The 13,403-nt window shown below is 67.5% G+C and carries 13 protein-coding genes; 3 read left to right on the top strand and 10 right to left on the bottom strand.

The genetic code is table 11. The features are described from left to right. Positions 1-16: 16 nt before the first annotated feature. The 7 genes from ABD729_RS08770 to ABD729_RS08800 form a co-directional block, all read right to left on the bottom strand. Positions 17-520, bottom strand: coding sequence for a DUF3833 family protein (locus ABD729_RS08770; RefSeq protein WP_344709859.1), 504 nt, complete (start codon positions 518-520; stop codon positions 17-19). Continuing rightward, complete coding sequence (gene acs / locus ABD729_RS08775) at positions 510-2,390, bottom strand: acetate--CoA ligase (RefSeq protein ID WP_344709860.1); 1,881 nt, start codon at positions 2,388-2,390, stop codon at positions 510-512. Before acs ends, ABD729_RS08770 begins: the two co-directional genes overlap by 11 nt. Position 2,391: 1 nt before the next feature. Beyond that, positions 2,392-3,441 (bottom strand): NAD(P)-dependent alcohol dehydrogenase, encoded by a 1,050-nt coding sequence (locus ABD729_RS08780; protein WP_344709861.1) that lies wholly within the window; start codon positions 3,439-3,441, stop codon positions 2,392-2,394. A gap of 2 nt (positions 3,442-3,443) precedes the next feature. Beyond that, a complete protein-coding gene (locus ABD729_RS08785) occupies positions 3,444-4,280 on the bottom strand; it encodes an HpcH/HpaI aldolase/citrate lyase family protein (protein ID WP_344709862.1) in 837 nt (278 codons plus the stop codon). After that, entirely contained in the window at positions 4,277-4,732 is a 456-nt protein-coding gene (locus tag ABD729_RS08790) for a MaoC family dehydratase (RefSeq protein ID WP_344709863.1), read from the bottom strand. Before ABD729_RS08790 ends, ABD729_RS08785 begins: the two co-directional genes overlap by 4 nt. Positions 4,733-4,813: 81 nt before the next feature. Beyond that, positions 4,814-7,120 (bottom strand): transketolase family protein, encoded by a 2,307-nt coding sequence (locus tag ABD729_RS08795; protein ID WP_344709864.1) that lies wholly within the window; start codon positions 7,118-7,120, stop codon positions 4,814-4,816. A gap of 57 nt (positions 7,121-7,177) precedes the next feature. Further along, positions 7,178-7,585 carry a winged helix-turn-helix transcriptional regulator gene (locus ABD729_RS08800; protein WP_344709865.1) on the bottom strand — a complete coding sequence of 136 codons (408 nt, stop codon included), beginning with the start codon at positions 7,583-7,585 and terminating at the stop codon, positions 7,178-7,180. 90 nt (positions 7,586-7,675) lie between these two features. Here ABD729_RS08800 and ABD729_RS08805 point away from each other — a divergent pair, with 90 nt between their 5' ends. The 3 genes from ABD729_RS08805 to ABD729_RS08815 all read left to right on the top strand — a co-directional run bounded on the left by ABD729_RS08805 (position 7,676) and on the right by ABD729_RS08815 (position 9,709). Continuing rightward, the gene (locus ABD729_RS08805; RefSeq protein ID WP_344709866.1) at positions 7,676-8,233 is read left to right on the top strand and encodes an FMN-dependent NADH-azoreductase; all 558 of its coding nucleotides are present in this window, start codon (positions 7,676-7,678) and stop codon (positions 8,231-8,233) included. Positions 8,234-8,351: 118 nt separating this feature from the next. After that, the gene (locus ABD729_RS08810) at positions 8,352-8,861 is read left to right on the top strand and encodes a nuclear transport factor 2 family protein (protein WP_344709867.1); all 510 of its coding nucleotides are present in this window, start codon (positions 8,352-8,354) and stop codon (positions 8,859-8,861) included. A gap of 146 nt (positions 8,862-9,007) precedes the next feature. Then, complete coding sequence (locus ABD729_RS08815; RefSeq protein WP_344709868.1) at positions 9,008-9,709, top strand: hypothetical protein; 702 nt, start codon at positions 9,008-9,010, stop codon at positions 9,707-9,709. Positions 9,710-9,715: 6 nt separating this feature from the next. Here the strand turns inward: ABD729_RS08815 and ABD729_RS08820 are convergent, their stop codons facing one another. Genes ABD729_RS08820 through ABD729_RS08830 form a run of 3 tightly spaced genes read right to left on the bottom strand, consistent with a single transcriptional unit; the run spans position 9,716 to position 13,340 of the window. Beyond that, positions 9,716-11,038, bottom strand: coding sequence for a dihydrolipoamide acetyltransferase family protein (locus ABD729_RS08820; protein WP_344709869.1), 1,323 nt, complete (start codon positions 11,036-11,038; stop codon positions 9,716-9,718). After that, the gene (locus ABD729_RS08825) at positions 11,038-12,051 is read right to left on the bottom strand and encodes an alpha-ketoacid dehydrogenase subunit beta (RefSeq protein WP_344709870.1); all 1,014 of its coding nucleotides are present in this window, start codon (positions 12,049-12,051) and stop codon (positions 11,038-11,040) included. Before ABD729_RS08825 ends, ABD729_RS08820 begins: the two co-directional genes overlap by 1 nt. After that, a complete protein-coding gene (locus ABD729_RS08830) occupies positions 12,051-13,340 on the bottom strand; it encodes a thiamine pyrophosphate-dependent enzyme (RefSeq protein WP_344709871.1) in 1,290 nt (429 codons plus the stop codon). Before ABD729_RS08830 ends, ABD729_RS08825 begins: the two co-directional genes overlap by 1 nt. Positions 13,341-13,403: the final 63 nt, after the last annotated feature.

The raw sequence follows: 13,403 nt of genomic DNA on the forward strand, positions 1-13,403 counted from the left end.
CAAAGCTAGGCGGCGGCTATTTGCGGATGGTCTCGTTGAGCACGGCGAGGCGGATTCCGAACCGGCGCGCCTCGAGCCGGTTGAGGATGGTCCTGCCATCCTGCTGGAGCGCGAGCTGCTGATCGATGCGCAGCCCGCTGGGGGTGTGGTAGGTGATCGAGGCGATCGGACCCTGCGTGCGCATCCACACCTCGCCCTTCGCGTCGGTCAGGGTACCGCTGTAGACGCCGTCCTCGCCCTTGCGGATGATCCACACGCGAACGCGCGGGCGCTTCGATCCTTCGCGGATGCGCTGCACCAGCCGGAGGCCGCCGGGGACCGGTGTGCCGACGCTTTCGACCGTGACGTCGACCGGGCTGGCGATCAGCGTATCGAGGCTGCCCCTGCCGCTCGACTTGCCGGTGAAGAAGGCGATGGGGTCGAGCGTCGCGGTGCCCGACGGAAGCTGGATCGCGCTGCAGCCGCTGAGAGCGAAAGTCGCGGCCACCGCCGCGACGATGCCCCTGCGATCAACGGTCACGGACGAGCGCATCGACGACTCCGGGGTCTGCCAGCGTGCTGGTGTCGCCGAGCTGGTCCAACTGGCCTTCGGCGATCTTGCGGAGGATGCGGCGCATGATCTTGCCCGAGCGGGTCTTGGGGAGGCCGGGCGCGAACTGGATGCGTTCGGGGATGGCGAGCGCGCCGATATGCTTGCGGACTTCGGCGTGGAGCTCGCGAACGATGTGGTCGCCGCCTTCTTCGCCGGCGTTGAGGGTGACGAAGGCGTGGATGCCCTGGCCCTTCAGGTCGTGCGGCGCGCCGACCACCGCGGCTTCGGCGACGAGGGGGTGGGCGACGAGCGCGCTTTCCACTTCGGCGGTGCCGATGCGGTGGCCCGAGACGTTGATCACGTCGTCGACCCGGCCGGTGATCCAATAATCGCCGTCCTCGTCCCGGCGGCAGCCGTCGCCGGTGAAATACAGGCCGGGATAGGTGGCGAAATAGGTGTCGATGAAGCGCTGCGGATCGCCCCAGACGGTGCGCATCTGGCCCGGCCACGAACCGCGCAGGCAGAGGTTGCCGCTGACGTCGTCGCCATGGATCTCGCGGCCTTCGGCATCGACCAGCAGGGGCGCGATCCCGGGGAGTGGGGCGGTGGCGCTGCCGGGTTTCATCGAGGTCGCGCCGGGGAGCGGGGTCATGAGGACGCCGCCGGTCTCGGTCTGCCACCAGGTGTCGACGATGGGCAGGCGGCCGTCGCCGACCACGTCATGGTACCAGCGCCAGGCTTCGGGATTGATCGGCTCCCCGACGGTGCCGAGCAGGCGGAGCGAGCTGCGGCGGTGCGATGTGACCGGCTCGTCGCCTTCGCGCATCAGGGCGCGGATGGCGGTGGGGGCGGTGTAGAGGATGGTGACGCCGAGGCGATCGATGGTCTCCCACAGCCGCGAGGCGTCGGGGAAGGTGGGCACGCCGTCGAACATGACGGTGGGCGTGCCGGCGATCAGCGGCCCGTAGAGGGTGTAGCTGTGGCCCGTGATCCAGCCGATGTCGGCGGTGCACCAGAAGAGGTCGTCGGGCTTGGGCTCGAACACCCAGTCGAAGGTGGTGGCGACCCACACGGCATAGCCGCCGGTGGTGTGGACCACGCCCTTGGGCTTTCCGGTCGAGCCCGATGTGTAGAGGATGAAGAGCGGGTCCTCCGCCGCCATCGGTTCGGCCGGGCAGTCGGGGGAAAGGCGGTCCCTGTGGTCTTCCCAGCGCAGGTCGCGGCCTTCGCGCATGGCGACCTCGCCGCCGGTGCGGGTGACGACGATGACGGTATCGATCGCGCCGGACAGGTCGCACGCGGCGTCGACATTGGCCTTCAAGGGAATGCGCTTGCCGCCGCGCATGCCTTCGTCAGCGGTGATGACGATGCGGGCGCCGCAATCGTCGATCCGGCCGGCCAAGCTTTCGGGCGAGAAGCCGCCGAACACCACGCTGTGCACCGCGCCGATCCGGGCGCAGGCAAGCATCGCCGCCGCCGCTTCGGGGATCATCGGCATGTAGATCATCACCCGGTCGCCCTTGCCGACCCCGCGCTCGTTCAGGAGGTTGGCGAAGCGGCAGGTGAGGGCGTGAAGCTCGGCATAGGTGACGGCGTGGCCGGTGCCCGGGTCGTCGGGTTCGAACACGAGGGCGGTATCGTTCGCGCGCTCCGGCAGGTGGCGGTCGAGGCAATTGGCCGACAGGTTGAGGATGCCGTCCTCATACCAGCGGATGTGGAAGTCGGAGCGATCGAACGAGCAGTCGCCCGATCGCTCCGGGAAATGCTCCCATCGAAGCCGCCGCGCCCGATCCAGCCAGAAGGCGTGGGGGTCCGAGGCATGGGCCTCGTGAAGCGCGGCGAGATCGGTGGGGGTCATCTCAGGCGTTCTGCTCCATGTCGATCACGAAGCGATAGCGGACGTCGTTCTTGAGCAGGCGCTCATAGGCTTCGTTGACCTGCTCGATCCTGATGTGCTCGCAATCGGGGTAGATGTTGTGGCGGGCACAGAATTCGAGCATCTCCTGCGTTTCGGGGATGCCGCCGATCGCGGAGCCGCCGACCGCGCGGTTCCAGAAGATGAGGTTGGCGCCGACGAAGCCCGGCATCGGGGTCAGCGCGCCGACGATCACCATCCGGCCCGAGCGGCCGAGCAGCTGCAGATAGCCGTCGATTTCGTGGCTGACGGGGATGGTGTTCAAGATGAAGTCGAAGCGGGTGGCCGCGGCCTTCATCTGTTCGGCGTCGGTCGAGATGATCACGTCATGCGCGCCGAGGCGGCGGGCGTCCTCGCCCTTTTCGGGGGTGGTGGTGATCATGGTGACGTGCGCGCCCATCGCGGCGGCGAGCTTGACCCCCATGTGGCCGAGACCGCCGAGACCGACGACCGCGACCTTGGTGTCCTTGCCGACGTTATACTGGCGAAGCGGCGAATAGGTGGTGATGCCGGCGCACAGCAAAGGCGCGACGCGCTTCACGTCCATGCCGTCGGGGACCTTGCAGACGAAATGGTCGCGGACGACCACGTGGTCCGAATAGCCGCCCTTGGTGACGGTGCCGTCGTGGCGGTCCTTGCTGTTGTAGGTCTGGGTCGCGCCCTGGCGGCAGAAGATCTCCCACCCTTCGAGGCACTGGTCGCATTCCATGCAGCTGTCGACCATGCAGCCGACCGCGACGGTGTCGCCGACAGCATGCTTGGTGACGTCGGGGCCGACCGCGGTGACGGTGCCGACGATTTCGTGGCCGGGAACGACCGGATAGCGGCTTCCGCCCCAGTCGTTGCGGCAGGTGTGGAGATCGGAGTGGCAGATGCCCGAATGGGTGATCTGGATCGCGACGTCATTGGCGCGAAGGTCGCGGCGTTCGAATTCCATGGCACGAAGCGGCTGGTCGGCGGCGTCGGTGCCCCAGCCCTTGGCGGTGGTCGGCATGCTTATTCTCCTGCGCGGCCCAGCGTGCGCTGGGCCTGAATCAGATGGGGTTTGTCGACCATTCGGCCGTCAACGCTCAACACGCCAGCCGAGGGTTCGGCGGCAAAGGCTGCGACGATCGCGCGCGCACGGGCGATCTGGTCGGGGGTGGGGGAGAAAGCGGCATTGATCGGGCCGACCTGTGCCGGATGGATGGCGAGCTTGCCGGTGAAGCCGTCACGGGCGGCGTCGAGGGCCTCGTCGATCAGGCCAGGCTCGTCGCGGAAATCGGCGAATACGCCATCGACCGGCTGGACGTTCGCCGCGCGGGCGCCGGCGAGGGTGAGCGTGCGAGCGAGGGTGTAGGGGGCGGTGTAGCGGCCCTTGCGGTCCTTGTTGGAGGCGGCGCCGAGTGCGGCGGACAGGTCCTCGGCGCCCCAGCTCATCGCGGAAAGCGGGCTGTCCTTGACGTCGCGGTAGGAGAGCAGGCCGAACAGGGAGGCGGCGGTTTCGGTCACGATGGCGTGGATCGGGATCGAGCCCGAACGGTGCGCGAGCTCGGTGATGTCGGCGCCGCTTTCGGCCTTGGGGAGGACAAGGCCGTGGATGTCGGCGGACCCCAGCAGTTCAAGGTCGAGGCGGTGGTCCTCGGTGCGCAGCGGATTGATCCGCACCCACCATTGCGCGCCGCCGGAGCGGGCGGGGAGGTTGCGGAGCAGGTCGCGGGCGAGGGCCTTGTTGGCGGCGGCGACACTGTCCTCAAGGTCGAAGATGATCGCATCGGCGGGGCATTCGATCGCCCTCGAAATCTTCTTCTCGCTGTCGGCGGGGACGAACAGCCAGGAGCGCGGCTCGTTCATGCGGCTGGCGCCTTCTGGATCAGCGCGGTGCGCTTCATGGTGCAGACGGTTTGCCCACGCTGGTTGATCGCGCGATGTTCCCAGGTGACGAGGCCGGCGGTCGCGCGCGACTTGCTTTCGCGTTTGGATAGGCAGCTGCTTTCGAAATGCAGCGTGTCGCCGATGAACACAGGGGAAGGCAGGCGCACCTCGTCGAAGCCGAGATTGGCGACGAGTACGCCTTCGGTGGTGTCGGCGACCGACGCACCGACCAGAAGCGAGAACGTGAAGCAGCTGTTGACGAGGATCCGCCCGAATTCGGTCTCGGCCGCGGCCTCGGCGTCGAGGTGGAGCGGCTGCGGATTGTGGGTGAGGGTGCTGATCAGCAGGTTGTCGGTCTCGGTGACCGTGCGGCGGAGGGCGTGGGCTACGCGATCGCCTTCCTTCCACTCGTCATAATAGCGTCCGGGCATGGGGAGAGCCTAAGCACTCAACCTCGTTCGTGTCGAGCGAAGTCGAGACACCGTCCCTCGACTTCGCTCGGGACTAACGGATCAAAGTAGCAGCCCCGCCATCGCCTCGGTGATCGCTTCCCCGTCGAGGCGATATTCGCCGTAGAGTTCGACGAGGTTGCCGGTCTGGCCGAAGCGGTCGACGCCGAGCGGGGCGACGCGGTGGCCGAGGACGGCGCCAAGCCATGAGAGTGACGCGGGCGCGGCATCACACAGGGTGACAAGCCGCGCGGTCGGCGACAGGCGCGCAAGGAGGGTGGCGGCGTGGCTGGGCTGGCGCTCGCCGCGCCATTCGGCCGCTTGCGCCGCGCTCCAACCGCGGTGGAGAAGGTTGGGACTGGTGACGCTGAGGAGGCCGAGGCCCGGCAGGTCGTCGCGAAGGGCGTCGAAGGCGGCGAGCGCTTCGGGCATGATCGCACCCATGGCGACGATGGCGGCTTCGGCGTTGGGGCCGGGTTCGCGCAGCCAATAGCCGCCCTTCAGCGCATCGGCCTGCCAGTCGGACGACTCGCGCGGTTGCTGCGCGATGCTGCGGGTCGACAGGCGAAGGTAGGTCGATTCGCCCGCAGGATCATCGATCAGGCGGATGGCCTCGCCCATGAACAGGGCAAGCTCGTCGGCGAAGGCGGGCTCGTAATGGCGCAGGCCCGGCTGGCCGAGCGCGATGAGGGGCGGGTTGATCGACTGGTGGGCACCGCCTTCGGGCCCGAGGGTCAGGCCGCTCGGCGTGGCGACCAGGAGGAAGCGCGCATCCTGGTAACAGGCATAGTTGAGGCTATCGAGGCCGCGGGCAATGAACGGGTCGTAGAGGGTGCCGATCGGGATCAGGCGGTGGCCGAACAGGTCGCCCGACAGGCCCGCGGCGGCGAGCATGAGGAACAGGTTCGATTCGGCGATGCCGAGCTCGACATGCTGGCCGGCGTCCTTGGCGGCCCATTTCTGGGCGGACGGGATGCGGGCTTCGGCGAAGACGTCCTTGATCCCGCGGCGGTGGAACAGTCCGCGGTTGTTCACGAACGCGCCGAGGTTGGTCGAAACGGTGACGTCGGGCGAGGTGGTGAGGATCCGGTCGGCGAGGGGATCGCCCGACTTGGCGAGGTCGAGGAGGATGCGGCCGAAGGCGGCCTGCGTGCTCTGCTCCTCGCCCGATGGGGCGGGGAGGGCCGGCACTTTCCAGCCGGTAAAGCCGCGGGGCTCCTTGCTGCGGCGGATGCGGGTGGCGGCGATCAACGCTTCGGCGCCGGCGCGGGCGTTTCCGCCAAGCCCGGCGAGCGGTTCCCATTCCTGCCCTTGCGCGATGCCGAGGCTGTCGCGGTAGGCGGCGAACTGGGCCGGGTTCATCAGTCCCGCGTGATTGTCCTTGTGGCCGGCGAAGGGCAGGCCGAAGCCCTTGATCGTGTAGGCGATGAACAGGGTCGGCTGGTCGTCGCCCGACCGGCGGAAGGCCTCGGTCAACGTTTCGAGGCAATGGCCGCCGAGGTTGGTCATCAGGCGGGCCAGCGCCTCGTCATCGTGGGCGGCGATGATGTTTAGGGTGTCGGGCTGGCCGGCGAAGTCCCGCTGGAGGCGTTCGCGCCACGCCGCGCCGCCGCCGTAGGTGAGGGCGGAATAATCGACGTTCGGGCAGGAATCGATCCATGCGCGCAGCGCCTCGCCGCCCGGCTGCGCAAAGGCATCGCGCTGGAGGCGGCCGTATTTCAGCGTTTCGACCCGCCACCCGCAGGTCGCGAAGATATCGTCGAAGCGCTCGAACATGCGATCGGGGCTGGTCGCGTCGAGGCTCTGGCGATTGTAGTCGACGATCCACCACAGGTTGCGGACGTCATGCTTGTGGCCCTCGATCAGGGCTTCGTAGATGTTACCCTCGTCGAGTTCGGCATCGCCCATCAGCGCGATGAAGCGGCCGCGAGAGTCGTCGGAGATGGCGCCGCGCGCGGAGAGCCAGTCCTGGACTAGGCTGGCGAACAGGGTGATTGCGACGCCGAGGCCGACCGAGCCGGTGGAGAAGTCGACCGGGATTCGATCCTTGGTGCGCGAGGGATAGCTTTGAGCGCCGCCGAAGCCGCGAAAATTCTCGAGGGTCGCGCGGTCCTGGCTTCCGAGCAGGTAATGGATGGCGTGGAGGATCGGCCCGGCGTGGGGCTTCACCGCGACCCGGTCGTTGGGGCCAAGCGCGTCGAAATAGAGCGCGGTCATGATCGCCGCCATCGACGCGCTCGATGCCTGATGCCCGCCGACCTTCAGCCCGTCCGCGCTCTCGCGCACGTGGTTGGCATTGTGGATGGTCTGGCAGGCGAGGAAGCGAAGGCGCTCTTCAAGCGTGCTGAGGGCGGCAAGGTCGGTGGCCATGGATGGCCGTTAGCACAGCCCTTCGCCATTGCGAGCCGCTTCGCTCGCCGTGGCGCTTCAGGCTGCCTGCACCGCGGCGACGGGGGCGTTCGCCTCGTCGAAGCGCTGCTGCGCGGCGCGGATGCAATCGATGTGGGCGAAGGCCCAGCGGCCAAGCGCCTCGACCGGCTGGATCAGGCTCTCGCCGAGTTCAGTCAGCGCATAGGTGACGCGCGGTGGCACCGTGGGTTCGACCGAACGGCTGACGAGACCGTCGCGTTCGAGGCCGCGCAGGGTCAGGGTTAGCATGCGCTGGCTGATGCCGTCGATCTGGCGCTTCAGTTCGTTGAAGCGGTGGGGCGAGCGGGCGAGGATCATCACGATCAGCACCGACCATTTGTCGCCGATACGATTAAGGACCGGGGTGACGTTCCGGCAGCCGGCTGCCGCGAGCCCGGAAGCTTCTGCGAAATCAGTATCATGCATGTGACCTGATACCCTTCATGTGCCGTCTTTTTTTCGTCGAGCGGCTAGTTACCTATGGTTTCCAGGTAATCATTTGTGACTGGAGATACAATGTCCACCATCCTTCGCATCGACAGCTCGATCACCGGCGAAAACAGCGTCAGCCGACACCTCACCGGCCGTATCGTCGAGCAACAGCTTGCCGCGCATCCGGGCGCGACGGTGGTCGAGCGTGACCTCGTCGCCGAGCCGCTCGCCCACCTCACCCTCGACCAGTTCGCCGACCAGAGCGTGCTGGACGAATTCCTCGCCGCCGACACGGTGGTGGTCGGTGCGCCGATGTACAATTTCACGGTGCCGAGCCAGCTGAAGGCGTGGATCGACCGGCTGGCGGTGAACGGGCGGACCTTCCGCTACAGCGCCGAAGGCATCCCTGAGGGGTTGGCCGGGCCCAAGCGCGTGATCATCGCCCTGTCGCGCGGCGGCTATTATGGCGCCGAGCAGGGCAATGCCGATTTCGAGCATCTCGAAAGCTATCTGAAGGTGATCTTCGGGTTCATCGGGATCGTCCCCGAATTCGTCCGCGCGGATGGCATCAACCTTGGTCCGGAGGTCAAGGCCAGGTCGGTCGAGCAGGCGCTTCGCGACGTGGACCTGCTGGCGGCCTGAGGGCCAGCCCTACGCTGTTGACAGGTCGACGGGGCAGGCGCAGTTTTTCGCCTGCCCCGCGCCCCGGCCAGGCGCGCCGCCAGTGCATAGTGCCGGCCGTGCCGAAGGGGGCAACAGCATGTTCAGGAACGCCGCGGCCATTGCCGCTCTGTCGATATTCGCCGTCCCCGCGAGCGCCGCGCCGGCCGATGACGCGGTGCGCGCGGTCACCACCGTGCTCGACAAGTTCAATGGCGGCGACATCCAGGCGTTCATCGAGGCGCATGCCGCGGGCGCGGTGATCGTCGACGAGTTCGCGCCCTTCCAGTGGGGCGGCGAAGGGTCGGTCCAGCGCTGGCTGGGCGATTATGCCAAGGATGCCGAAGCCCGGAAGATCAAGGACGGCCGGATGCTCTACGGCAAGCCGCTGCAGGCCTCGGCGAGCGACAGCAGCGCCTATATCGTGCTTCCGACGGTCTATTGCCTGACCCAGGCGGGCGAGCCGCGCGGCGGGGAAGGGACCATGACCTTCGTCATGAGCCGCGCCGCGGGCGCCGACTGGAAGATCGCCAGCTGGACCTATTCGGCCCCATTGCCGAGCGCCGCGACCGCCAAGCAGGGCAAGTGCGGCAAGGCCAAGAACAGTTGATAACCGCCATCTGGCGACGCGGCCGAGGTCATGATAGCCTTTCGGCATCGGTTCGGGGGAACAGAAACATGGCAAGCACGGCAGCACCGTTGAGGGCGTCGCCACGGAGCGACGACTCGCGCTTTTTCTTCAACGCATCGCTGGTGATGGCGGCATCGCTGATCGCCGGCTTCTCGCTTCAACTGGCGGCGGGGCGATCGAGCTTTTCGGCACCGCTGCTGGTCCATGCCCATGCCGTCGTCTTCATGGGCTGGATCGCGATCTACGTCCTCCAGAACGGACTGGTCGCCGCCAACCAAGTGGCGCTGCACCGCAAGCTTGGCTGGATCGCGGTGGGCTGGGTGTTCGCGATGCTGGCGACCGCCACCGCAGTGACGTTGGCGATGGTCCGCGAGGGCCGGGTGCCCTTTTTCTTCCAGCCGCAGCAGTTCCTGATCTTCGACCCGCTGTCGCTGATCATGTTCGCGGGCCTGACCTTCTGGGCGGTCAAGCTGCGCCGGCAGACCGACTGGCATCGGCGGCTGCACTTCTGCGCCATGTCGTTGCTGCTCGGCCCCGGGTTCGGCCGCCTGCTGCCGATGCCGCTGCTGCAGCCTTATGCCTTCGAGGCGACGGCTGTGCCGGTCATGGCGTTTCCGGTCGTCGCCATGCTGCTCGACCGCCGGCGCAAGGGATATGTGCACCCGGCCTGGTGGTGGGGCCTCGGCACGATCGTAGCCTACTTCCTGCTTACCGAGGGCATCACCCACAGCCCGATCGGCGACGCGCTGTACCATGCAACGGTCGCCGGATCGCCGGCGGCGGGGATCGACGGCATGGCCTTCGGAGCGCCGCCGCCCGGCCTGTAGCGGCCGTCAGGCGAGGAGGCGCAGCGGGTTTTCGATCAGGGGCTTGAGGCTCGCCAGGAAGCTCGCCGCGTCCCAGCCGTCGACCACCCGGTGATCGCAGGAAAGCGAGAGGTTCATCCGCTTGCGGATCTCGAGCTCGCCATTCACCGGCACGACCTTTTCCTCGACCTTGTTGACCGCGATCGTCGCGACCTGCGGGGGCGAGATGACGGGGGTCGAGACGACCCCGCCCATCGGCCCGAGCGAGCTGATGGTGAAGGTCGGGTTGCTGAGTTCCTCGCGGGTCGCTTTGCCGGTCTTGGCGGCGTCCGAAAGGCGGGCGACTTCGCTGGCAAGCTGCCACACCGAAAGTCGCTCGGCGTTGCGGATGACGGGGACCATCAGCCCGTTCGGAGTCTGCGCGGCCATGCCCATGTGGACGCTGCCGTGGCGGGTGATGACGTTCGCTTCGTCGTCGTAGGTGGCGTTGATCATCGGGAAGTCGGCGAGCGCCTTGTTCAGCGCGGTGATCAGGAACGGCAGCAAGGTGAGCTTGGGGTTCTGGCCGCGATCGCGGTTCATCATCGCGCGGGTTTCTTCGAGCGCGGTGACGTCGAATTCCTCGACCAGCGCGAAGTGCGGAATGCGGCGCTTGGCGGCCTGCATGTTCTCCGCGATCTTGCGGCGGAGGCCGACGACCTTGATCTGCTCGTCGGGGCGAAGGGGGCCGGCGGCGCGGCCGGAGACCTGGCCGCCGTTGTAGAGGAGATAGGCATCGAGATCGGCGTGGCGGATGTGCTCGCCCTGATGCTTCACCTGCGCGAGGTCGATTCCGAGGTCGCGGGCGCGGGCGCGGACTGCGGGGGTGGTGAGGATGGGACCCGAGTGACTCGCGCCCTCATTCTCGTTCGTGCTGAGCGAAGTCGAAGCACGTTCGGGCGAGCGCCCTTCGACTACGCGCTCCGCGCTCCGCTCAGGACGAACGGGGTCAGGGGCGCGTTCGACATCCAGCGTCGGGTTGGCTTCTTCTTGGGCTTCGGTCGGCACCGCTGCGCCGTCGGCGAGCGGCATTTCCTCGGCATCGGCCGGAGCGGCGGAAGCGTCCGCGCCTTCGGTCTCGATCTCGACCAGCACCGAGCCGATCGCGATCTGGTCGCCGACCTCGCCCGCCAGCTTGCGCACCGTGCCGGCGACGGGCGATTCCATTTCCACGGTCGCCTTGTCGGTCATCATGTCGGCGAGCTGCTGGTCTTCCTCGACGCGGTCGCCGACCTTGATGTGCCAGGCGACGATCTCGGCCTCGGCAATGCCTTCGCCGATGTCGGGGAGCTTGAAGAGGTAGGTCGCCATTAGTCTGCCATGACCTTTTCTAGGGCTTGTTTCATCCGGATCGGGCCGGGGAAGTAGATCCATTCGTAGGCGTGCGGGTAGGGCGTGTCCCACCCGGTCACGCGCCCGACCGGTGCTTCCAAGTGATAGAAGCAGCGCTCCTGGATCAGGGTCGCCAGTTCGGAGGCGAAGCCGCTGGTCTTGGTCGCTTCCTGGACCACCAGCGCGCGGCCGGTCTTCTTCACGCTTTCCTCGATCGTCGCGATGTCGAGCGGCACGAGCGTGCGCAGGTCGATGACCTCGGCGTCGATGCCGTTTTCCTCGACCGCGGCAAGCGCGACGTGGACCATGGTGCCAAAGGAAATGACGGTGAGGTCGTTGCCGGGGCGGACGATGCGGGCCTTGCCGAGCGGCACGGTGTAGTGGCCGTCGGGGACTTCGCTGTCGGGATGCTTGGCCCACGGCTTGACCGGGCGATCGTGGTGGCCGTCGAACGGACCGTTGTAGATGCGCTTGGGCTCGAAGAAGACGACCGGGTCGGGGTCCTCGATCGCGGCGATCAGCAGGCCCTTGGCGTCGTACGGCGTCGAGGGGATGACCACCTTCATGCCGGCGATGTGGGTGAACAGGGCCTCGGGGCTCTGGCTGTGGGTCTGCCCGCCGAAGATGCCGCCGCCGTAGGGCGAGCGGATGACCATCGGCATCGTCCATTCGCCGGCCGTGCGATAGCGCATGCGGGCGACTTCGGAGACGATCTGGTCGTAGCCGGGGTAGATGTAATCGGCGAACTGGATCTCGATCACCGGCTTCAGGCCATAGGCGGCCATGCCGACCGCGGTGCCGACGATCCCGCCCTCGCTGATCGGCGCGTCGAAGCAGCGCTCCTTGCCGAATTCCTTCTGGAGGCCGGCGGTGGCGCGGAACACGCCGCCGAAATAGCCGACGTCCTCGCCGAACACGACGATGTCGGGATCGGCGGCCATGGCGACGCGGTGGGCGTCGTTGATCGCCTCGATCATGTTACGCGTCGGCATCAGCTGGCGTCCCGTCCAAGGTAGATGCGTGCTTCGCCGAGCGCCGCGTCGCGCTGTTCGGCGAGATGCCAGGGGGTGTCGGCGTAGACGTCCTCGAACATCGAGCCGATGCGGTCGAAGCCCTGGCCAGGGAGGATGCCCATGCCTTCGGCCTGCTTCTGCGCGGCGCGGACGGCCTTGTCGGCATCGGCGACGAGCGCTGCATGGCGTTCGTCGTCCCACTCGCCGAGCGCGATCAGATGCGCCTTGAGGCGTTCGACCGGATCACCCAGCGGCCATTGCTGCGCTTCGCCGGCGGGGCGGTAGCCGGTCGGATCGTCCGACGTGCTGTGCCCTTCGGCGCGGTAGGTGAAGAATTCGATCAGGGTCGGCCCGGCATTGGCGCGGGCGCGTTCGGAGGCCCACTGCACCGCGGCGTAGACGGCGAGCGCGTCATTGCCGTCCACGCGCAGCCCGGCGATGCCATAGCCGACCGCGCGCGCGGCGAAGGTCGATTGCTCGGCGCCCGCGATCCCCGAGAAGCTGGAGATCGCCCACTGGTTGTTGACCACCGCGAGGATCACCGGCGCTTGGTAGACGGCGGCGAAGGTGAGCGCGGAGTGGAAGTCGCCCTCGGCCGTGGCGCCTTCGCCGATCCAGCCCATGGCGATGCGGCTGTCGCCCTTAATCGCGCTCGCCATCGCCCACCCGACGGCCTGCGGATATTGGGTGCCGAGGTTGCCCGAGATCGAGAAGAAGCCGTGCGGCTTGTCCGAATACATGATCGGCAGCTGGCGGCCGTGGAGCTTGTCGCCAGCGTTGGAATATATCTGGCACATCATGTCGACCAGCGGATAGCCGCGCGCCACCAGCAGGCCCTGCTGGCGATAGGTCGGGAAGCACATGTCGTCCCGGTCAAGCGCGGTGGCGGCGGCGACGGCGATCGCCTCCTCGCCGGTGCACTTCATGTAGAAGCTTGTCTTTCCCTGCCGCTGGGCACGGTACATGCGATCATCGAACACGCGCACAGTGACCATGTCGACCAGCATCTTGCGCACGGTGTCGGGCGACAGCCGCGGATCCCATTGGCCGACCGCTTGGCCGTTCTCGTCGAGCACCCGAACGAGGTGATTGGTGAGCGGGTGAGTCTCGGCGGCCGCGCTGCTGGTGTCGGGGCGCGGCGCGCTTCCCGCGGCAGGAACCGCGACGTTAGAGAAATCGGGCGTGTCGCCGGGCCGGTAGTTGGGCTCGGGCACGTGCAGCGCAAGGCGCGGGGCATTGCGGCGCGTCGGGTCGGCAGGATCACTCATCGAAACGCCGCTTAGTCGGCGAACGCAGGACGAGCAACGCCAGTCAGGCGAATGGCTGACGAG

It is taken from the genome of Sphingomonas humi (genome assembly GCF_039536725.1).
GTDB lineage: Bacteria > Pseudomonadota > Alphaproteobacteria > Sphingomonadales > Sphingomonadaceae > Sphingomicrobium > Sphingomicrobium humi.